Raw genomic sequence first — 19,755 nt, 5'->3', positions numbered from 1 at the left:
CCTCGTTTGTTGGGCCTTGCGGCCGGTATCAGCTTTCGAAAATTGTCCCGGTGCTGGCCGCCTCGGCACGGTCGCGGGCGAGCGTGGCGATCGCGGTGTCCTGCACGCCGGTGCCGGTGAGGTCGACGATGGTGATGTCGCTGTCCGAACGGCGGCCATGCCTATCGCCGGCGATGATCTGGCCGAGCTCTGTGATCTCGGCATCGGCTGCCATCACCCCTGTCGCGATGGCATGATGCAATTCGCCCAGCAGCCGCGTCTGCTTCGCGCTATCGGCGACGTAGAGATCGGCCATGCGCAGGATCGCCGGCGCGATCTCATTTTTGTGCTCGGCGTCCGAACCCATTGCGGTGATGTGCTGGCCGGCCGAGACGAAGCCGGCCTTGATCAGCGGTTCGGTCGACGGCGTCGTGGTGACGATGATGTCGGCGCCGGCCGCCGCCGTGGCCGCGTCGGGCTCGGCGCGCACGACGATGCCCAGTCTTTCGCGCAATGCATCCGCCGCGGCTTCGGCCCTGGCGGCGTCCTTGGCCCAGATGCGGGCCTGGGTGATCGGCCGCACCAGCATAAGCGCCTCGAGCTGCAGTCCGGCCTGGACGCCGGCGCCGAAGATCGCGGCAACAGTGGAGTCGGCTCGCGAAAGATGTTTCGCCGCGACCGCTCCAGCCGCCGCCGTGCGGATGTCGGTCAAATAGCCATTGTCGAGCAGCAGCGCCTCGACCAGCCCGGTTTTTGATGACAGCAGCACCATCATGCCGTTGACGCTGGGCAGGCCGAGCTTCGGATTGTCGAAGAAACCGGGACTGATCTTGATGGCAAAACCGTCGATGCCTGGCACATAGGCGGTCTTGACGTCGACCTCGCCGCGATGCTCGGGAATGTCGAGCCGCAGGATCGGCGGCATCGCCACCGGCAGGGTGGCAAGCGCTCGGAACGCGTTCTCGACGCAGGCGACGGCATCGAGATCGAGCTTCACGATCGCGCGCAGTTCGGCTTCGGTGAGTATCGTCATCCGGCTCATGCGGCGCTCTCCTCAAATGCTTGGCCACAAACGACTTTCCTGTGCAGCGTCATGTCGATGTTGCGGCCCGACAGAATGAGCACTGTGGGGCCGCTCGCCCCGACCTTGCCGGCAAGCACGGCGGCGATGCAAACCGCGCCGGCGCCTTCGACGATCTCGCGCTCCTGATCATAGGCATGGCGGATGCCGGCGGCGATCTCGTCCTCGCTGAGCAGGATCACGTCGTCGAGCAGGTCGCGGCACATCGAGAAGGTCAGCCGATTGTCGAGGCCGATACCGCCGCCGAGCGAATCCGCCAGCGTCGGCAGTTCCTCGACCAAGACCGGATGTCCGGCATCGAGGCTTGCCTTCATCGCCGCACCCCGCGCCATCGAAACGCCGATGACCTTCGTGCCGGGGCTGACACCCTTCACGGCAGCGGCGACACCCGCCGCCAGCCCGCCGCCTGACAGCGGCACCAGCACCAGGGCGGCGTCTGCAACCTGCTCGATGATTTCCAGCCCAAGCGTACCTTGCCCGGCGATGATATCGGGATGGTCGAAGGGCGGCAGCATGATCAGCCCATCTTCCGCGACCAGCCGGTCGACCTCCTGCTGCGCATCGTCCTGGCTGTTGCCGACGATGCGGATCTCGGCGCCGAGCCGGCCGATTTCGTCGAGCTTGTTCTGCGGCACCAGTCGCGACATGCAGATCGTCGCACGCATGCCTTCAAGCTTTGCCGCATGAGCCAGCGCCCGGCCGTGATTGCCGGTCGACGCGGCGACCACGCCGCGCGCCTTCTCCTCGGCGTTCAGCGACGCGATGGCGTTCGAGGCGCCGCGCAACTTGAAGCTGCCGGTAGTCTGCCGATGCTCGAGCTTGAGATAAACAGGCGCGCCCAAGTGCCCGGAAAGACTCGGGGAAGGCACAGCCGGCGTGCGCTCGACCTTGCCGGCGATGCGCTCGCGGGCGGCGCGAATGTCCGAGAAGGTGATGGGCGCAAATGTCATCGCCTCATTGTCCCAAAGGCAGCGTCATCAGACGGCCGAATTCGGCGCGCGGCTCGTCGTCGCCGCAAAGCCGCAGGCAGCTCCAGGCCGTTGCCTGGTTGCTGGTCACCACCGGACGGCCGATCGCCTCCTCCATGCCGACGACGGCAAGTGCTGCCCGCAGCGCCGTGCAGGAGACGAACAGTGCGTCCGCCTGCGCATCGGTCGCCTCGCGCGCCAGATCGACCAGCGTGGCCGGTGCAATCCGCGCCATCTCGCGGTCGTCGTCGAGGCCGAGACAGGTGAAGCTGGCGATCTCGAAACCGTGCGCCGCGAAATAGGCCACCATCGGACGGCTGGTCTCGACCGTGTAGGGAGTAAGAATACTGATCGTTCCAGCGCCCAGCGCCTTCAAGCCGCGCACCCCTGCCATCGGCGGCGTAACCACGGGTACGCCAGGCTTGGCCGCCTGCACCGCCGCCTCGATCTCGGCATCGCCGATGACCACGGAGGCCGAGGTGCAGGAATAGCAGACCGCGTCGAGCGGCTCATCGGGCAGGATGAGCGCGGCGCCCGCCGTAAGCGACGGCTGCATCTTGCGCAAATTCTCCGGCGTCGTCGGATTGGCGTAGGGGATGCGCGCGACATAGACGCCGATCCGGTTGCTTGCCACCATGCGGCGAAAATCCGGTTCGGTCGTATGGTCGGTGGCAAGGACGATCAGGCCGATGCGCTTTTCCAGCGGACGCGCTTCGAGCGCCGGCCGTGTCGAATGCAAGCGGATGTCAACGGTCATCAGGCTCTCCTTGCCAACCGTCTGCACTCTACGGCGCCCCCCTCTGTCCTACCGGACATCTCCCCCTCAAGGGGGGAGATTGGCAGCTTCGACCTCGTCGCAAATCTTTCAACATTGAAGATTGGCGAAAGCAGGGGTGACAGCCGATCTCCCAAGTGGGGGAGATGCCAAGTGGTGGCAAAGAGGGCAGGACAGAGGGGGGCGCCATAAAGCAAAGGCATCGCAGGAACCACTGTCATTTTTCAATTCGCCCATACCTGCGCTCCAGCCAGCGCAGCAGCACGACCGAGAATAGGCTGATGACGAGGAAGAAGGCGCCGACCAGGGTCATCGGCTCGACATAGCGGTAGTAGGTATTGGCGACGCTCTTGGCCTGGTTCATCAGTTCCAGCACGGTGATCGCCGACAGCAGCGGCGTCTCCTTGAACATCGCGATGAAGTAGTTGGCAAGCGCCGGGATCATCGGCGGGATAGCCTGCGGCATGATGATGTGGGTCCAGGTCTGCCTGGCGTTGAGATTGCAGGCCTTGGCGGCTTCCCACTGGCCGCGCGGCACATTGTCGATGCCGGCGCGATAGACTTCGGCCGTGTAGGTGCCGTAGTGCAGCCCGAGGCCGATGACGCCCGCCACCAGTGGCGGCAGCAGGATACCGATATCCGGCAGCACGTAGAAGATGAAATACAGCTGCACCAGTAGCGGCGTGCCGCGAATGAACTCGGCGAGGAAGCCGACGCTGCGCGACAAGCCCTTGTTCGGCGAGCGCCGCGCCAGCGCGATAGCAAGGCCGACGATAGCAGCCAGGACCGAGCCGAGCAGCGTCGCCAGGATGGTGATCTTCACGCCCTCGATCAGGGTCGGCATGATCTCCCAGACGAAATTCCAATCCCACTCCATTACGAGGCCCGATCCATCAGACGCGCACCCCGTCAAGGCCGCGCGCCATGCGCCTTTCAAGTGATCGGACACCCCAGGAAATGATCAGCGCAAGGGCGAAATAGATGACGAGGATGGTGGTGAACGGCACCAGCGTGTTGCCGGTCTGCGAGCGCACCACCTGGGCCTGGAAGGTCAGGTCGGTGAGCGAGATCAGCGAAACCACGGCGGTGGCCTTGAGCAATTCGATGGCGTTGTTGCCGAAGGTTGGCAGCATGACCAGCAGCGCCTGCGGCAGGATGACATGGCGCATGGCTTGCCAGCGGCCGAGATTGACCGCGGTACAGGCCTCGTACTGTTCGCGGCCGATCGACTGGATGGCGCCGCGCACCACCTCCGCGCCATAGGCGCCGACATTGAGGCCAAGCGCCAGCACGCCGGCCTGCAGCGGCGTCAGCGAAATGCCGATGAAGGGCAGCACGAAATAGGCCCAGAACAGCTGCACGAAGATCGAGGTGCCGCGGAAGAATTCGATATAGGCGGTGGCCAGCGCCCGAATGACGAAAAAACGCGACAGCCGCCCCAGCCCGGCGAGAAAGGCCATGAAGAGGGCAAGCACCGACCCCATCAGCGTCAGCTCGATGGTAACCAGCGCTCCCTGCAATATCAGGCCGAAATAGCCGGACCATTGGGTCATTGCGATTCGAAATTCCTATCGTTTGCGGTCATGCGAAACTGCCGCGACAGCCCCTTCTCCCCGTTCACGGCAGGGCTGTCCGGGGAAAGTTATTCATATATGAAGGCCATCTGATTGGGGGAGGCTCGGTCCTTTGGTCGGCTTGGATTGACCGGTGGCGGCTTGTCGATGGTGTGCAGTTTCCGCCGCCCGAACAAGTATTGAGCGACCAGTTCTGTGAACCTCAAGATAGGAATAGTGACGCGGCGGGTGCGCGCGACAATGCGCAGCAGCGCAAAGGCGATCATTGCGGCAAAGAGTTGCAGGCGGATTGCATTGCCGTTGTTGCCGAGGAACTTGCGGATCTTGAGGTGCTGCTTGATCCATCGGAACAGAAGCTCGATGTGCCAGCGGCCTTTGTAAAGCCGTCCAATCTCGACGGCGGAGCGCTCCAGATCGTTGGTCAAAAGCGTGATGGTGTCGCCCGTTTCGCGCTGAACGCGCAGGCGACGCAGCCGCATCGGCAGCTTGCAAGCAGCCTTGCTGACCAAGCTTACCTCACTGTCTTCCACAACCAGGAAGCCGTCGCCCTGCGGCTCGGCTACAGGGCGATCACGCAGCAGCGCCAGCCTCATGTTGGATTTGGGCCGCGTCACGAAGATCGATCCGGCTTCGGCGATCGCCGTCCACCAGCCATAATGGCAGTAGCCCTTGTCGAACACGTAGGTCGCTCCAGCTTCGATCGTGATCTGGCGACCGACCTGGGCGTCGTTGACGTTGGCGTCGGTGATGTCGAGGATGCGCGGACAGTCGGTCTTCGGGTCATAGACGACATGCACCTTCATGCCGCGAATGCGCCCGTTCGACTTGGCCCAATCGCACAGTTTGCCGAGCGGAATGGGGGTCGAGTCGATCAGCCGCAGCATCGCTTCGCCCTCGCGCCGCATTTGCCTGTCGAGCAGGTTCGCCACCAGACCGAACGCCTCGGCAAAGATGGCGACCGGACGCCGTCTGTTGGCATCCGACAAGGTCGAACGCATCAACGGACCGCTGCCCAGGTGATAATGATGCTGGCTGTTGGCGTTCCAGCCGGCTTCCAGGCCACGCAAGCTGCTGCTGCCGCAGAACTGGGCATAGATCAGCGCCACCAGATGATCCCAGCTTCTGAACGATTTGTCGTACGCATCCCCGTCGTGGCGATCCACAATTGCTTGGAATTGACGCCGATCGATGGGTTCAAGAAGCTGCCCGAAGATGCTAGGTGCAAAGCGCATGCCCCGTTCCTTTTCTGAGTCTCGACAACCAGAGAAAAGACGGACAAACCCCGTTTTACGGGGCATGCACATGTGGCATTTCGGTTCACTCAAAACTTTCCCCGGACAGCCCTGCGTTCACGGGGAGAAGATGCCGGCAGGCAGATGAGGGGCAGAGCCAACGAGGCAGAAGCTGGCGCTGCCCCTCATCCGTCACTTCGTGACACGTTCTCCCCGTAAACGGGGAGAAGGGAAAAGGGCGTCTACTTTGCCGAGCAGAGCTTGTCGCGGCTCGTCGACATCGCCGCCGCGGCCGAAAAACCGTAGGGCTCGATGATCTTGGCGAATTCGCCGGACTTCTTCAGCTTGGCCAATTCGACGTCATAGGCGTCGCGCAGCGCCTCATCGCCCTTCTTGAAGGCGGCGCCGTCACAATAGACCGGCGCGCCGACCACCGGGGCGACGACTTCGAGATTCGGATCGTTGGCCTTCTTGACCAGATCGTTGATCGACAGCACCGGCAGCGAATAGGCGTCGATGCGGCCGTCCTGCAGCATCTTCAGGCCGCTCTGGCCGTCCGGCACGACGATGACGCGGTCACGCGGCACGCCGGCGGTGAGCGCCAGCTTCTCCTCGGTGCCGCCGCCCGGCGCCCCGATCGTCGCGGTGGCATCCTTGGCGACATCCTCATAGCTCTTGAAGCCCTTCGGGTTGCCCTTCTTGACCAGCATCGCCTCGGCGTCGCACAGCACCGGCTCCGAATAGGCGACCGCCGCGCAGCGCTCCGGTTTCATGAACAGGCCGGCGGTGACGACATCGAAACGGCCGGCCTGCAGGCCGGGGATCATCGCGCCATATTCCGAAATCGAGGCGACGATGTCGTTGACACCAAGACGCTTGAAGATTTCGCGGGCCACATCGGGCGCCGCACCCGAAACCTTGCCGTCGGCCGCAACCGCCGTATAGGGCGGCTCGTTGGCGATGGCGACACGGGCGAAGCCCTGTGCCTTGAGCTCTTCGAGCTTGCTGTCGTCGGCCGATCCCGCGGTCGAAGCAGCAAGAATTGCGGTCAGCGCAACACCGGCGACGCCGGCCAGAATGCCAAGTTTCTTCATTGTTCCCAACTCCTCGTTTCTCTTTTGGTTTGGTCGTTCTACGGGACGGCTTCGCCGCCCTGTAAGGACGGCTTGGCCGCCTTGGCATGGCAGTCAGACGCGATGTCCGGCCGCGATGATCTTCTTCAGGAAAGCTTGCGTACGCTCCTGCTTGGGGTTGCGGAAAATCTCGTCGGGCTTGCCTTCCTCGACGATCTTGCCGCGGTCGAAGAACAGAACCCGATCGGCGAAATCATGGGCAAAGCCCATCTCGTGGGTGACCAGCAGCATGGTCATGTCGGTCTCGGAGCAGAGCCGCCACAACACGTTCAGCACCTCCTCGACCAGTTCCGGATCGAGCGCCGATGTCACCTCGTCGAACAGCATGATCCTGGGCTGCAGCGCCAGTGCCCGGGCGATCGCCACACGCTGCTTCTGCCCGCCGGAAAGCTGCGCCGGCATCGCTTTCGCCTTGTCGGCCATGCCGACCATGTCGAGCAGTTCCATCGCCCGTTTTTCGGCGGCGGCGCGCGGCATGCCCTTGGTCAGAATCGGCGCCAGCGTGACGTTGTCGATGACGCTCTTGTGCGGAAACAGGTTGAACAGCTGGAAGACCATGCCGATCTTCTGGCGCATTCTTGCCAGATGCCGTTCGTCGGCGGGCAGCAACTGGCCGTTGCGCTCCATGTGGTAAAGCTGCTCGCCGTCGATCTGGATGTGGCCGCTGTCGATCCGCTCCAGCGTCATCAGGATGCGCAGGATCGTCGTCTTGCCGGAGCCGGATGGGCCGATCAGCGCCAGTTTCTCGCGCGGCATGACTTGCATCGACAGTTCGTCCAGCACCTTGAAGGTACCGAAGCTTTTCGAAATGGCGTCGATCTTGATGATGGGCGCGGACAATGAATTCCCCGTGCTGGAGAAGCTGTGCCTTAACGATGCGAAACGCGCCAAATCATGTCAATCAGGAAAATAAACTCATGACAATGTTTCTGACTCCGCAGAATTTCGCGGCAATGTCTACCTAGATCGCCAGCAGGAGATGCTCCGGGTCGCCGAGCAGAAGCTTGGTGACAACACTGAGGCCGGCGCGCAGTTCCGCCTCGGTTGTCGAGCCCAGAGAGATGCGCACTGCCGGTTGCCAGGGCGCCGCCGAGATGCGGAACGATGTGCCTGGTGCGATCGCCACGCCCTGCAGGCGGGCCTGTGAGACGAAGCCCTCCTCGGCGCGGTCGCCGGGCAGTTCCAGCCACAGATGCAGTCCGTCGCGATGGACGCGGTAGTCGACCCCGGCAAGCACCTGGGCGGCAATCTCCTGCCGCCGCCGCAGCGCCGACCGTTGCCAGCGGACGAGTTCCATCGCCGTGCCGTCGGTCACCCATTTTGTCGCGATCTCCGCCACCATCGGCGTCGCCATCCAGTTGGAGACGAGATGCCGGTTGGCGACGGCAGCGACATAGCGGTCGGGCGCCGCGAGATAACCGATGCGCAGGCCTGGCAGCACGATCTTGGTGAAGGAGGTGACGTAGAGCGTGCGCTCGGGCGCGAAGGCGGCGACCGGCGGCGGACGGCCCTCGACCAGCGGCCCGAGCACGTCGTTCTCGATGATGGCGATGTTGTGCCGGCGCGCCACCGCAGCGATCTGCTCGCGCCGCGCGGCATTCATCAATGTTGCAGTCGGATTGATCACCGAGGGCTGCACGAATACGGCGCGGATGTCGGAAAGCCGGCACGCCTCGTCGAGCGCCTCCGGGATCAGGCCGTTGTCGTCGATCGGCAGGCCCTCGAGGTTGAAGCCGAGATAGCGCGCCAGCGGGATCAGCGTGTGGTGGCCGATCGCCTCGGTGGCGACGGTCGAACCCGGCGGCGCCACGCTCATCAGCGCCACCGTCATGCCGGCCGTGGCGCCGTTGGTCAGGCTGACATTCTGCGCCGACACGTCGAGACCGCACAGCCGCAGCCATTCGACCGCCACTGCACGGTGGCGCGGAAACACCATGTTCGGCCGGAACGACAGCGCCGAGGTCGACGGCAGGTTCTCGGCGAGCCAGCCCAGCGCCTGCTTCAGCCGCTCCAAATGCATCGGCTCGCAGACCGGCTTCAGGATCGACAGGTCGATGACCTCGCCAAGGCGCTCCGGCAGATAGGGCGGCTCCGGCTCGCGGCGCTGCGCCTGCACGAAGCTGCCGCGGCCGATCTCGCCGGAGACCAGGCCCCGGCGGATCAGTTCCTCATAGGCGCGGCTGACTGTCTGCACCGAAAGCTTCAAATCGTCGGCCAGCCGGCGATGCGTCGGCAGCCGCGCGCCGTTGGCCAGCCGCCCGTCATGAATGGCGCGCGCGAACTGGTCGGCGAGCGATTGATAGGCCGGCCGCCGGATAAGCGCGGGATCTGGACGCCACAATGTCATGACATATTAGAGATCGAAATCAGTGCAATTGACAATCGAAATAATGCGCCGTCATGGTGTCGCGGACGAAAAAGTGGACGCTCATGGCCGCACCGAAACTCGATCAGATCGACCTCAAAATCCTCGACGCGGTCCAGCGCGACGGGCGCATTACCAAGCTGGCGCTCGCCGACAAGGTCGGCCTGTCACCGACGCCATGCTGGATGCGGCTACGCAAGCTGGAAAAGGCCGGCATCGTCGCCGGCTATCACGCCAGGGTTGCAATGCGCGCCGTCGCGCCGGTGGCCACCGTCCTGATGGAGGTAACGCTGGCCAGCCATCGCCAGGCCGATTTCGACCGTTTCGAGCGGGTCATCCGCGACGTCCCCGAAATCGTCGCCTGCTGGTCGGTGGGCGGCGGCGTAGACTATCTGCTGAAAGTGATGGCACGCGACATCGACGCCTACCAGCGGTTGGTCGACGCCCTGCTCGAACGCGAGATCGGCATCGACCGTTATTTCACCTACATCGTCACCAAAACGGTGAAGGAGGAGGTCGCCTTGCCGGTGGCCGATCTGTTGCCGGTGCCGTCGTGAGGTCTGAGCGAAGCGCAAAGAGCCCCCTCATCCGGCCGCTTCGCGGCCACCTTCTCCCCGGTGGGGAGAAGAGGCTGGCGCCGGCGCTGGCTCTTCTCCCCTCGGGGAGAGGTCGGATTGCCCCGAATTGCCCTTTGCAATTCGGTTGGCAATCCGGGTGAGGGCACTTTCCCCTAGATGCGATAGCCAGCCAGAAGCGGAGAGATTGTCCGTTCCGACAGCCCAATAGAGACAATCTCTCTAGGCGCAGGTGCGCAAACAGCCTCTCTGTCTGCGCGGCGCGCATAGTCTTCCCGTATCACTCGAAAACCGGGAGACTTCAAAAAATGTCCGCGCATTTTGCCCGCCCGCACCGCCACGAAGCGCTTGACCGGCTCGCCGACCGGCGGCTGCTGCGGCAACTCGCCTATGTCGACGGCCACTGGACGGCGAGTGACGCCGCCGAGAGTTTTGGGGTGACCGACCCTGCCACGGGCACCACTGTTGCCTGGGTTGCCGCGCTCGATGCCAGGCAGACGAGCAGGGCGATCGACGCGGCGTCGCGCGCCTTTCCCGCCTGGCGCGCGGCTCTCCCACAGGAGCGCGCAAGAATCCTGCGAAAATGGTTCGATCTGATCACCGCTGCCAAGGACGACCTGGCACTGTTGATGACGCTCGAACAGGGCAAGCCGCTTAGGGAATCGCTTGGCGAGATCGACTACGCCGCCTCCTTCGTCGAATGGTACGCCGAGGAGGCAAAGCGCCTCAACGCCGAAAGCGTCACCAGCCATTTGCCGAAGGCCGAGATGATGGTGCGGCGCGAACCGCTCGGCGTCGTCGGCGTCGTCACGCCGTGGAATTTTCCTGCAGCCATGCTGACCCGCAAGGCGGCGGCCGCGCTTGCCGCCGGCTGCACCATCGTCGCGCATCCTTCCTCGGAAACGCCGTTGTCGGCACTGGCGCTGGCCGAGCTCGGCGAACGCGCCGGCCTGCCGGCTGGCGTCTTCAACGTACTCACCGGCAAGGCTTCGACCATCGTTGGGCGGATGTGCGAAGATCCGCGCGTCCGCGCCATGAGCTTCACCGGCTCGACCGAAATCGGCAGGCTTATCGCCGCGCAAAGCGCGCCGACGATGAAGCGGCTGATCATGGAGCTTGGCGGCCACGCGCCGCTGATCGTCTTCGCCGATGCCGATCTCGACAAGGCCGTGACCATCGCCGTCGACGCCAAATTCGCCACTTCCGGCCAGGATTGCCTTGCCGCCAACCGCATCTATGTCCAGCGTCCGATTTATGATCGTTTCTGCGCCGCCTTCGCCAGGCGCATCGAGGCGCTGCGGACCGGCAATGGCCTGGCCGGTGACACCGACATCGGGCCTCTGATGCACGAGCGCGGCGTCAAGAAGGTCGAGGAGCAGGTCGCCGATGCGCTTGCTCATGGCGCGCGCTGCCTTGCCGGTGGCGGCAGACATCCGGCCGGCCCGCTGTTCTACCGGCCAACCCTGCTCGCCGATGTCACCGACGACGCGCTGATCATGCGCGAGGAAACCTTTGGTCCGGTCGCCGCGGTGACGCCCTTCGACAGCGAAGACGAGGTCATCGCCCGCGCCAACGCCACCGAATACGGGCTCGTCGCTTACGTCGTCACCGAGAACGGCAGCCGCCAATTGCGCATAGGCCGCGCGCTCGACTACGGTATGGTCGCCGTCAACCGCGTCAAGATCACCGGCGCGCCGATCCCGTTCGGCGGCGTCAAACAGTCCGGCATCGGTCGCGAGGGCTCGCGCCACGGGCTCGAAGCCTTTACCGATCTCAGATATCTCTGCCTGGACGTGGCGTAAGGTGTATCGGCATTCAGCCGGTCTGCAAATGGCGGCGTCCTGCGCTTCCGGTGTTCACGTACGAAAAGTACGCTCCGCTCCGGTTCTCGGATGCCGCCATCTTCGACTCGGCCTGACCTGAATCTCGACACACCTTAGGCCGCGTCGGGACTATCTTTCTCCAAGGAGTCAAAAAAATGCTCGACCAGTCCAACGAACTCGCCGCCTGGGACCGCGACCACTTCTTCCATCCCTCGACCCATATGGGCACGCATGCGCGGGGTGAATCGCCGACCCGCGTGATCGCCGGCGGCGAAGGCGTCACCATCTGGGACAATAACGGCCGCAAGAGCATCGATGCCTTTGCCGGGCTCTATTGCGTCAATGTCGGCTATGGGCGCCAGAAGATATCAGACGCCATCGCCGCCCAGGCCAGGAATCTTGCCTATTACCACGCCTATGTCGGCCACGGCACCGAGGCGTCGATCACCCTTTCCAAGATGATCATCGACCGCGCCCCGCAAGGCATGTCGAGGGTCTATTTCGGCCTCTCCGGCTCCGACGCCAACGAAACCAACATCAAGCTGATCTGGTACTACAACAACGTGCTCGGCCGTCCCGAGAAGAAGAAGATCATCTCACGCTGGCGCGGCTATCACGGCTCCGGCGTGATGACCGGATCGCTAACCGGGCTCGACCTGTTCCACAACGCCTTCGACCTGCCGCGTGCGCCGATCCTGCACACCGAGGCGCCCTACTATTTCCGCCGCGCCGACCGCTCGCTGAGCGAGGAGCAGTTTTCCCAACACTGCGCCGACAAGCTCGAAGAGATGATCCTGGCCGAGGGCCCGGACACGGTCGCCGCCTTCATCGGCGAGCCGATCCTCGGCACCGGCGGCATCGTGCCGCCGCCCGCTCTGTACTGGGAAAAGATCCAGGCGGTGCTGAACAAATACGATGTGCTGCTGGTCGCAGACGAAGTGGTCACCGGCTTCGGCCGGCTGGGCACCATGTTCGGCTCCGACCATTACGGCATCAAGCCCGACCTGATCACCATCGCCAAGGGCCTGACCTCGGCCTATGCGCCGCTGTCGGGCGTCATCGTCTCGGACAAGGTCTGGCAGGTGCTAGTCCAGGGTTCCGACAAACTCGGCAGCATAGGCCATGGCTGGACCTATTCGGCGCATCCGATCTGCGTCGCCGCCGGTGTCGCCAACCTGGAACTGATCGACGAGATGGACCTGGTGACCAACGCCGGCGAGACCGGCGCCTATTTCCGTGCCGAACTGGCGAAAGCCGTCGGCGGCCACAAAAATGTCGGCGAGGTGCGCGGCGACGGCATGCTGGCGGCAATCGAATTCGTCGCTGACCGGGACGATCGCGTGTTCTTTGATGCCGCGCAAAAAATCGGGCCGCAGGTGGCGACCGCGCTTGCCGAGCGCGGCGTCATCGGCCGCGCCATGCCGCAGGGCGACATCCTCGGCTTCGCGCCGCCGCTCTGCCTGACACGCGAAGAGGCCGACATCGTCGTATCGAAGACTGCCGATGCGGTGAAGGGCGTGTTTGCCAATCTCTGATTTGTCGACCTTGGCGCCGCCCCTCATCCGCCTGCCGGCACCTCTCCCCGCGAGGACGGGGAGAAGCGTCAAGCACTCAGCGCCGGCTGCCCCCCTCTCCCCGTTTTGGGCGACCTTGCAAATATCTGGAAGCAACATCGATGACCGCAAAACCCTCCCTCCCCGCCAGCATGGCAGCCGTGCTTCTGACCGGCCACGGCGGGCCGGAAAAGCTTGTCTATCGCACCGATGTGAAAGTGCCCTCGCCCGCCGCGGGCGAGGTTCTGGTCAAGGTCACGGCGTGCGGCATGAACAACACCGATGTCTGGGTGCGCCAGGGCGCCTATGGCACGGAAGAAGATGCTGCCGCCGTATCGACCTGGCGGCGTCAGGGCAATACGCTGACCTTCCCGCGTATCCAGGGCACCGACACGGTTGGCAACATCGTTGCCGTCGGCGCGGGTGTTTCTTCGGCCCGCATCGGCGAGCGGGTGATGGTCGATTTCTCGATCTACAACCGCGACGATGATTCACTCGCCGACATCGACTATATGGGCCACGGCCGCGACGGCGGCTATGCCGAGTACCAGACCGTGCCGGCCGAGAATGCCCATGTCGTCGCCACCGACCTGACCGACGTCGAACTCGCCACTTTCTGCTGCGCTTACCTCACCGGCGAACAGATGCTGGAACGCGCCGCATTGATGGCCGGCGAGCGCGTGCTGGTCACCGGCGGCTCGGGCGGCGTCGGCTCCGGCATCGTGCAATTGGCGCGGGCGCGCGGCGCCATTCCCTACGCCGTCGCCGGCAAGGGCAAGGAACAGGCAGTGCTCGACATCGGCGCCGAGGCGGTGATCACCCGTGGCGTCGTCGATCTGCCCGCCGCTGTCAACGACGCGACCGGCGGCCAGCCGATCGACGTGGTTGCCGACCTCGTCGGCGGCGCGATCTTCAACGACGTGCTGCGCATCCTTCGGCCCGAAGGCCGCTACACCACCGCCGGCGCGATTGCCGGTCCGGTCGTGCAGCTCGATCTGCGCACCATGTATCTCAAGCAATTGCAGCTGCACGGCTCCAGCCAGGGCACGCGGCACGATTTCCGCCGTATCGTCCGCTACATCGAGGACAAGAAAATCCGGCCGCTGGTCGGCGGTGTCTACAAGCTGTCCGATTTCCACCGCGCCCAGGCGGATTTCATCGCCAAGGATTTTGTCGGCAAGCTGGTGGTGGTTCCGGACGCCGTTGCGGATCGCCGATAAGATGAAGGAACCTAGTCCTGAAGCGACTGTGGACGGTCGCTGTCGGGCCGGCCTCCAGCCGCCATCTCCAACGCTGGCGATTAGCCGTAAGCCCCCTGCGCCTTCGTCTTCCTAGGGCGAAGCAAGGAGCGAAGCGACGCGGCGCAGACCCTAGAGCGGGATGAGATTACCTGCGGTCATAGCCTGAGTTTGCGAAGTAATTTGAGCACTCGAGCGGTGTGACGCGGTTGAGAATCTGGCCGATGGCGTTGCAGACCGTTTCAACGGTGCGCTTTGCGGCCTTTCGCAGCCAGTGCTTGAGCTTGGCGAAGAGCTGTTCGATCGGATTGAGGTCAGGCGAGTATTTCGGCAGGAAGAAGAGCCTCGCGCCGGCCTTTCGGATGGCGCGACGCACGGCCTTGCCTTTGTGGCTGCCGAGATTGTCCATCACAACGATGTCGCCCGGCTGGAGAGTGGGCACGAGAACCTTCTCGACATAGAGGAGGAACCTCTCGCCGTTGATCGGCCCGTCGATGAGCCAGGGCGCTTCGACGCGATCATGACGCAGCGCAGCCAGAAAGGTCATTGTCTTCCAGTGGCCATTGGGAACTTTGGCCTTGATCCGCTGTCCGACCGGTGCCCAACCCCTGAGCGGGGCCATGTTGGTCTTGGTCCAGGTCTCGTCGATGAACACCAGGCGGGCGGGGTCGATCCGGTCCTGATACAGAACCCATTGCCTCCGTCGGCGCGCAACATCGGGACGATCTTGCTCGGCGGCGATCAGCGTCTTTTTTTGTGAGACAGCTTCTCGGCGTGCACGAACTCCCACACCGAGCGGTAGTCAACCTTCAGGCCACGCTCGCCAAGTTCGGCCACAAGCCCGCGCAAGGTGAAGTCCTTCTCCCGGCAGCGCTCGACAAGCCAGTCGCGCCACGCTCCCGATATCTTCTTCGGCTTGTAGCCGCCCACTTGGCGGGGCGCCACGCTCCCCGTCTGTTCCACCCGCTTCAGCCACTCGATCGCCGCGCTGTAGCTGACGCCAAATCGAGCAGCCGCCGCGCGCCGCGAAAGCCCTTCAACCTTGACCGCCGCAACAACCCGTTCGCGCAGGTCCATTGAATATCCAACCATCAATGCTGGCCTCCTGCCCAGCAGCAAGGTTGAATCAGATCATCGCTGATTTGGGAATCCCACGACTCCCATAAATCTCATCCCGCTCTAGGATCCATGCCGTTACCAAGCCGAAGAATGCAGCGGCCCAGAATAAAAGCGCTCTGTAGCGATCCTTCGCGCCCCCCTCTGTCCTGCCCTCTTTGCCAAGACTCGGCATCTCCCCCACTTGGGGGGAGATCGGCAGCTTCGCGGACAGCGTCCTATTTGCAAGGTTGGTGGTTGGCGCTTCGGACCGATCGTGGCGCCGCCTCCGAAGCTGCCGATCTCCCCCTGCGGAAGCTGGATGCCGCAGCAAAACCATTCTGATTTGGCTGGAAACAATTTTTTCTGATCCTCTCCTGCGGCATTATAAGTTTTTCGCAATTTTCTTATAACTGCGCTTGCGTCGCTCGGGATCATGCCGTTATAAGAGAACCGCATTTTTCTTATAACCGGAGCCGCCTGGCATGAAGACGGTCGACCTCGTTTACCGCACGATGTATGCGGAACTCGTCCAGCGATCCTTGGACGCAGCCTTCGAAACGGATTTCCCGACGACGGGCAACTTCGTCAAGGTGCCGGTCAAGGACAAGGTCTACTGGTATTTCGAGGAAACGCAGCCGACGAAGACGCGACGGTATGTCGGGCCTGACAGTGATCCCGAGATTGCAAAACGCGTCAAATCCTTCCGTCAGATCAAGGACGATCTCCGCGCCCGCAGGAAGCTGGTATCCACGCTCGTGCGCGAGGCAGGGCTGACAGAACCCGAAAAGTTTACCGGGGATGTCGTCGAGGCGCTGGGGAAGGCTGGCATCTTCCGGTTGCGCGGCGTCCTGGTCGGCACGGTCGCCTTTCAATCATACGCGGGCTATCTGGGCGTGAAGCTGCCCGGTACAGCGTTGCAGACGGGCGATGCAGACTTCGCCCAATTTCATTCGGTGTCGGCTGCGGTCGAGGACAGCCTGCCACCCATCCTAGAAATCTTGAGGGAGATCGACCCAACCTTCAGGCAAATCCCGCACAGATCGGATCCCGGACACGCGACGCAATTCGAGAACGCGGTCCGATACAAGGTCGAGTTCCTTACGCCGAACACGGGCAGCGATGACTACGCCGATCATGCAACCCCAATGCCGTCTTTGGGCGGTGCATCCGCGCAGCCTCTTCGATTTCTCGATTTTCTGATCCACCAACCAATCAGAACCGTGCTGCTGCATCGATCGGGGGTGCCTGTCGTGGTCCCGTCTCCCGAGCGATATGCGGTTCACAAGCTGATCGTCGCCTCGCGCCGACAGAACGACGCAAACGGCGTGGCCAAGCGGGAAAAGGATGTCTACCAGGCCGCACTCCTGGTCGAGGCGCTAGAAGCCACGCGTCGCCAGGACGATCTCGCCAGCGCGTTTTCGGATGCGTGGGCCAGAGGGAAACATTGGCGTGAAGCGATACAAAAAGGACTTGGTTTGATACCCCAGAAACAGCGTGGCGACGTCGAGGCGACGATCGTCAACGCACTTTCAGGAATCGGCGAGGAACTGGAAGGATTCAGCGGCTCATCTGCGAAAACGGGACCTGCTTGACCGCGGCTTCGAGCGATCTTTCGAACGCGTCGATTATCTCATCGACCTGTGGCTCAGTGATGATCAGCGGCGGGCAGAAAGCCATCGCGTCGCCCATGTTGCGCGAGATGACGCCGTTCTGCTGCATGAAACCGTTGACGAGCCCGCCCAGCGCGCCGGCCGTCTCCCACGGCGTCTTGTTCGCCTTGTCGCCGACCAGTTCGACCGCCGCGATCAGGCCGACGCCGCGCACCTCGCCGACAAGCGGGTGCGACGCGAGGCTGCGCAGCCGCTTCTGCATATGCGCCCCGACCGTGCGCGCATTGCCGACCAGATCGCGCTCCTCGATCAGCTTCAGGTTCTCCAGCGCGACCGCGGCCGCAACGGGATGGCCGCCGCCGGTAAAACCGTGGCCGAAAGTACCGATGCGATTGCTTTCGTCGGCAATCGGCTCGAAAACCTTCTCGTTGATCAGCAAAGCCGAGATCGGCAGGTAGGATGAAGAGATCTGCTTCGACAGCACCATGATGTCGGGCCTGATGCCGAAGGTCTGCGAGCCGAACATTTCGCCGGTTCGGCCAAAGCCGCAGATCACCTCGTCGGCGACGAGCAGGATGTCGTATTTCGCCAGCACCGCCTGGATCTTCTCCCAGTAGCCGGCCGGCGGCACGATGACGCCGCCGGCGCCCATGATCGGCTCTCCGAAGAAGGCCGCGATGGTTTCCGGTCCTTCGGCCAGGATCAGCTTTTCCAGATCGTCGGCAAGCCGGCTCGAAAACTCTGCTTCGCTCTCATCTGGCAGCGCTTCGCGCCAATGGTGCGGCGTCGAGGTGTGCAGCACATTGGCGATCGGCAGGTCGAAGGAAGTGTGGTTGTTGGGCAGCCCGGTCAGGCTTGCCGAGGCAATGGTGACGCCGTGATAGCCGCGAATGCGGCTGATGATCTTCTTGCGCGCCGGCTGGCCGAGCGCATTCGACCGGTACCAGATCATCTTCATGGCCGTATCGTTGGCCTCGGAGCCGGAATTGGTGAAATACGCCTTGCTCATCGGCACCGGCGCCATCTGCACCAGCTTCTCGGCGAGGTCGATCAGCGGCGAATGCGATTTGGAGCCGAAGTCGTGATAGTAAGGCAACTTGGACATCTGGTGCACCGCCGCGTCGACCAGCCGCTTCTCGGAGAAGCCGACCGCGACGCTCCAAAGCCCCGACATCGCCTCGATATAGCGGTTGCCGGCGAGATCCTCGACATAGATGCCGTCGCCTTTCTCGATGACGAGCGGCCCTGCCTCTTCATGCTTGCGGGCATTGGTGTAGCCGTGCATGTGGTAGCTGATATCGCGCGCTTCGGGAGAATTCGGTCGAGCGTCCATGATGGTTCCTGTCCTGCATGCCGGGACGTGCGTCCTGTGCCGTTCGACGCGCATCGGCCTCTGGATTAATGCTGTTTGCTGCATCCGTTTCTTGTAAGGGTGTCAAGCCCTTTCGGAAGGCTGGCGGATGGACGGAAAGACATGCAGAATTTCAACTTCGAGGCTGCTAAACGCCGGAACCTGCGCCAAGCCGGCTGTGCGTACGGCCAAGGCTTGATCCCCGAACGGGTCGCCAGCAGGCACAACAACAAGGCTGAGGTGGCCTGATCGTGGACCATGTCGACTGCATCGTCGCCGGGGCCGGCGTCATTGGCCTCGCGATCGCGCGAGAGATGGCGCGCCGCGGCATGGATACCCTGGTCCTCGAGGCCGAGAACGCCATCGGCACCGGGACCAGTTCGCGCAATTCCGAGGTCATCCATGCCGGCATCTACTATCCGGCCGGATCACTGAAGGCCCGGCTCTGCGTGGCAGGCCGCGAAAAGCTCTACCGCTATTGCCAGGAACGGGCGGTGCCGCATGCGCGCTGCGGCAAGCTCATCGTCGCCACGAATACCGAACAGGAGCCGGTGCTCGCTTCGATCCTGGCCAATGCCGTTGCTTGCGGCGCGGGCGATCTGGTGCCGTTGAACGAAGCTGAGGCGCGCAGGCTGGAGCCGAAGCTGCGCTGCACGGCGGCGCTGCAGTCTCCCGCCACCGGCATCATTGACAGCCACGCCCTGATGCTGGCGCTGCTGGGCGACGCCGAGGAGCACGGCGCGGTGCTCAGCCTCAACACCCGCATCGTCTCTGGCCGGATCGAGGGGGGCCGGATCGAGGGCGGGCGCATCGTGCTCGACACGATCGACAGCACCAGCGGCGAGCGTTTTGAAATCGCCGCCGCGCGCTTCGTCAACGCCGCCGGGCTTGGCGCCACGGCACTTGCCGGCTCGCTTGACGGGTTCGACCGGCAATTCGTGCCAAGACTTCGCTATGCCAAGGGCAATTATTTTTCGGTCGCCGGCCGGGCGCCGTTCTCGCGGCTGGTCTATCCCGTGCCCGAACCCGGCGGGCTCGGCGTCCATCTGACGCTCGATCTCGACGGCGTCGCCCGCTTCGGGCCTGACGTCGAATGGACCGATCAACTCGACTATAGGGTCGAGCCAACGCGTGGCGAGCGCTTCTACGAACAGATCCGCAAATACTGGCCGGACCTGGCCGATGGCAGCCTGCAGCCGGCCTATAGCGGCATCCGGCCGAAGCTCTCCGGTCCCGGCGAAGCCAATGCCGACTTCGTCATCCAGGACGCGGCGGTGCACGGCGTCGAGAACCTGGTAAATCTGTTCGGCATCGAGAGCCCCGGCCTGACCTCAAGCCTGGCGATCGCCGACCATGTCGCGCAGCGCCTCGCGCCCAACGCAAGCTAGCCGAGGGCGACC

Annotated in this window: 18 protein-coding genes; 7 read left to right on the top strand and 11 right to left on the bottom strand. The window is 63.5% G+C overall.

The window, feature by feature from the left end:
- Positions 1 to 28 precede the first annotated feature (28 nt).
- From eutC to ehuR, 9 genes are all read right to left on the bottom strand, one after another.
- Positions 29 to 1,021 carry an ectoine utilization protein EutC gene (eutC, locus tag JG739_RS12300; protein ID WP_202366686.1) on the bottom strand — a complete coding sequence of 331 codons (993 nt, stop codon included), beginning with the start codon at positions 1,019 to 1,021 and terminating at the stop codon, positions 29 to 31.
- Positions 1,018 to 2,010: a hydroxyectoine utilization dehydratase EutB gene (gene eutB / locus JG739_RS12295; protein ID WP_202366685.1), complete on the bottom strand. Its 993-nt coding sequence runs from the start codon at positions 2,008 to 2,010 to the stop codon at positions 1,018 to 1,020. Before eutB ends, eutC begins: the two co-directional genes overlap by 4 nt.
- 4 nt (positions 2,011 to 2,014) lie before the next feature.
- Positions 2,015 to 2,785 carry an ectoine utilization protein EutA gene (gene eutA / locus JG739_RS12290; protein WP_202366684.1) on the bottom strand — a complete coding sequence of 257 codons (771 nt, stop codon included), beginning with the start codon at positions 2,783 to 2,785 and terminating at the stop codon, positions 2,015 to 2,017.
- Positions 2,786 to 3,020: 235 nt separating this feature from the next.
- Positions 3,021 to 3,680 carry an ectoine/hydroxyectoine ABC transporter permease subunit EhuD gene (gene ehuD, locus JG739_RS12285; RefSeq protein WP_091600368.1) on the bottom strand — a complete coding sequence of 220 codons (660 nt, stop codon included), beginning with the start codon at positions 3,678 to 3,680 and terminating at the stop codon, positions 3,021 to 3,023.
- Between the two features lie 16 nt (positions 3,681 to 3,696).
- Entirely contained in the window at positions 3,697 to 4,356 is a 660-nt protein-coding gene (ehuC, locus tag JG739_RS12280; protein ID WP_202366683.1) for an ectoine/hydroxyectoine ABC transporter permease subunit EhuC, read from the bottom strand.
- A gap of 89 nt (positions 4,357 to 4,445) precedes the next feature.
- On the bottom strand, positions 4,446 to 5,609 hold the full coding sequence (locus JG739_RS12275) for an IS4 family transposase (RefSeq protein WP_202365813.1): 1,164 nt from the start codon (positions 5,607 to 5,609) through the stop codon (positions 4,446 to 4,448).
- Between the two features lie 242 nt (positions 5,610 to 5,851).
- Positions 5,852 to 6,703: an ectoine/hydroxyectoine ABC transporter substrate-binding protein EhuB gene (gene ehuB / locus JG739_RS12270; RefSeq protein ID WP_202366682.1), complete on the bottom strand. Its 852-nt coding sequence runs from the start codon at positions 6,701 to 6,703 to the stop codon at positions 5,852 to 5,854.
- 93 nt (positions 6,704 to 6,796) lie between these two features.
- On the bottom strand, positions 6,797 to 7,582 hold the full coding sequence (gene ehuA, locus JG739_RS12265) for an ectoine/hydroxyectoine ABC transporter ATP-binding protein EhuA (protein WP_202366681.1): 786 nt from the start codon (positions 7,580 to 7,582) through the stop codon (positions 6,797 to 6,799).
- A gap of 121 nt (positions 7,583 to 7,703) precedes the next feature.
- Positions 7,704 to 9,089: a MocR-like ectoine utilization transcription factor EhuR gene (gene ehuR / locus JG739_RS12260; RefSeq protein WP_202366680.1), complete on the bottom strand. Its 1,386-nt coding sequence runs from the start codon at positions 9,087 to 9,089 to the stop codon at positions 7,704 to 7,706.
- 83 nt (positions 9,090 to 9,172) lie between these two features.
- On the opposite strand from ehuR, the gene JG739_RS12255 reads away from it, so the two are divergent.
- The 4 genes from JG739_RS12255 to JG739_RS12240 all read left to right on the top strand — a co-directional run bounded on the left by JG739_RS12255 (position 9,173) and on the right by JG739_RS12240 (position 14,278).
- Positions 9,173 to 9,664, top strand: coding sequence for an Lrp/AsnC family transcriptional regulator (locus JG739_RS12255; RefSeq protein WP_202366679.1), 492 nt, complete (start codon positions 9,173 to 9,175; stop codon positions 9,662 to 9,664).
- A 326-nt stretch (positions 9,665 to 9,990) separates the two neighbouring features.
- On the top strand, positions 9,991 to 11,484 hold the full coding sequence (locus tag JG739_RS12250) for an NAD-dependent succinate-semialdehyde dehydrogenase (RefSeq protein ID WP_202366678.1): 1,494 nt from the start codon (positions 9,991 to 9,993) through the stop codon (positions 11,482 to 11,484).
- Between the two features lie 176 nt (positions 11,485 to 11,660).
- The gene (locus JG739_RS12245) at positions 11,661 to 13,040 is read left to right on the top strand and encodes an aspartate aminotransferase family protein (protein WP_202366677.1); all 1,380 of its coding nucleotides are present in this window, start codon (positions 11,661 to 11,663) and stop codon (positions 13,038 to 13,040) included.
- A gap of 140 nt (positions 13,041 to 13,180) precedes the next feature.
- On the top strand, positions 13,181 to 14,278 hold the full coding sequence (locus tag JG739_RS12240) for an alcohol dehydrogenase family protein (RefSeq protein ID WP_244749837.1): 1,098 nt from the start codon (positions 13,181 to 13,183) through the stop codon (positions 14,276 to 14,278).
- 166 nt (positions 14,279 to 14,444) lie between these two features.
- Here JG739_RS12240 and JG739_RS12235 read toward each other — a convergent pair.
- A protein-coding gene (locus JG739_RS12235) for an IS630 family transposase (protein ID WP_446720497.1) occupies positions 14,445 to 15,388 on the bottom strand; the annotation gives its coding sequence in 2 pieces (ribosomal slippage) (positions 14,445 to 15,052 and positions 15,052 to 15,388; 945 coding nt in all).
- 488 nt (positions 15,389 to 15,876) lie between these two features.
- Here JG739_RS12235 and JG739_RS12230 point away from each other — a divergent pair.
- Positions 15,877 to 16,986, top strand: coding sequence for a nucleotidyltransferase family protein (locus JG739_RS12230; RefSeq protein WP_202366676.1), 1,110 nt, complete (start codon positions 15,877 to 15,879; stop codon positions 16,984 to 16,986).
- Here JG739_RS12230 and JG739_RS12225 read toward each other — a convergent pair.
- Positions 16,952 to 18,337, bottom strand: a complete 1,386-nt coding sequence (locus JG739_RS12225; protein ID WP_202366675.1) for an aspartate aminotransferase family protein — start codon at positions 18,335 to 18,337, stop codon at positions 16,952 to 16,954. The two genes, JG739_RS12230 and JG739_RS12225, sit on opposite strands and share 35 nt — an antisense overlap.
- A 141-nt stretch (positions 18,338 to 18,478) precedes the next feature.
- Here JG739_RS12225 and JG739_RS36025 point away from each other — a divergent pair, with 141 nt between their 5' ends.
- Both JG739_RS36025 and JG739_RS12220 read left to right on the top strand, forming a co-directional pair.
- Complete coding sequence (locus JG739_RS36025) at positions 18,479 to 18,604, top strand: hypothetical protein (protein ID WP_274609453.1); 126 nt, start codon at positions 18,479 to 18,481, stop codon at positions 18,602 to 18,604.
- Positions 18,605 to 18,606: 2 nt separating this feature from the next.
- A complete protein-coding gene (locus JG739_RS12220; protein WP_202366674.1) occupies positions 18,607 to 19,743 on the top strand; it encodes an NAD(P)/FAD-dependent oxidoreductase in 1,137 nt (378 codons plus the stop codon).
- Positions 19,744 to 19,755 lie beyond the last annotated feature (12 nt).

It is taken from the genome of Mesorhizobium sp. L-2-11, assembly GCF_016756595.1.
Lineage (GTDB): Bacteria > Pseudomonadota > Alphaproteobacteria > Rhizobiales > Rhizobiaceae > Mesorhizobium.
Note: the sequence above shows the minus strand (reverse complement) of the source record. Positions and strands in the feature narration are given on the sequence as shown.

Excerpts from the sequence above, each read along its gene's own strand:
- eutC (WP_202366686.1), bottom strand. The coding sequence starts at position 1,021 with ATGAGCCGGATGACGATACTCACCGAAGCCGAACTGCGCGCGATCGTG.
- eutB (WP_202366685.1), bottom strand. The coding sequence starts at position 2,010 with ATGACATTTGCGCCCATCACCTTCTCGGACATTCGCGCCGCCCGCGAG.
- eutA (WP_202366684.1), bottom strand. The coding sequence starts at position 2,785 with ATGACCGTTGACATCCGCTTGCATTCGACACGGCCGGCGCTCGAAGCG.
- ehuD (WP_091600368.1), bottom strand. The coding sequence starts at position 3,680 with ATGGAGTGGGATTGGAATTTCGTCTGGGAGATCATGCCGACCCTGATC.
- ehuC (WP_202366683.1), bottom strand. The coding sequence starts at position 4,356 with ATGACCCAATGGTCCGGCTATTTCGGCCTGATATTGCAGGGAGCGCTG.
- JG739_RS12275 (WP_202365813.1), bottom strand. The coding sequence starts at position 5,609 with ATGCGCTTTGCACCTAGCATCTTCGGGCAGCTTCTTGAACCCATCGAT.
- ehuB (WP_202366682.1), bottom strand. The coding sequence starts at position 6,703 with ATGAAGAAACTTGGCATTCTGGCCGGCGTCGCCGGTGTTGCGCTGACC.
- ehuR (WP_202366680.1), bottom strand. The coding sequence starts at position 9,089 with ATGACATTGTGGCGTCCAGATCCCGCGCTTATCCGGCGGCCGGCCTAT.
- JG739_RS12255 (WP_202366679.1), top strand. The coding sequence starts at position 9,173 with ATGGCCGCACCGAAACTCGATCAGATCGACCTCAAAATCCTCGACGCG.
- JG739_RS12250 (WP_202366678.1), top strand. The coding sequence starts at position 9,991 with ATGTCCGCGCATTTTGCCCGCCCGCACCGCCACGAAGCGCTTGACCGG.
- JG739_RS12245 (WP_202366677.1), top strand. The coding sequence starts at position 11,661 with ATGCTCGACCAGTCCAACGAACTCGCCGCCTGGGACCGCGACCACTTC.
- JG739_RS12240 (WP_244749837.1), top strand. The coding sequence starts at position 13,181 with ATGACCGCAAAACCCTCCCTCCCCGCCAGCATGGCAGCCGTGCTTCTG.
- JG739_RS12230 (WP_202366676.1), top strand. The coding sequence starts at position 15,877 with ATGAAGACGGTCGACCTCGTTTACCGCACGATGTATGCGGAACTCGTC.
- JG739_RS12225 (WP_202366675.1), bottom strand. The coding sequence starts at position 18,337 with ATGGACGCTCGACCGAATTCTCCCGAAGCGCGCGATATCAGCTACCAC.
- JG739_RS36025 (WP_274609453.1), top strand. The coding sequence starts at position 18,479 with ATGCAGAATTTCAACTTCGAGGCTGCTAAACGCCGGAACCTGCGCCAA.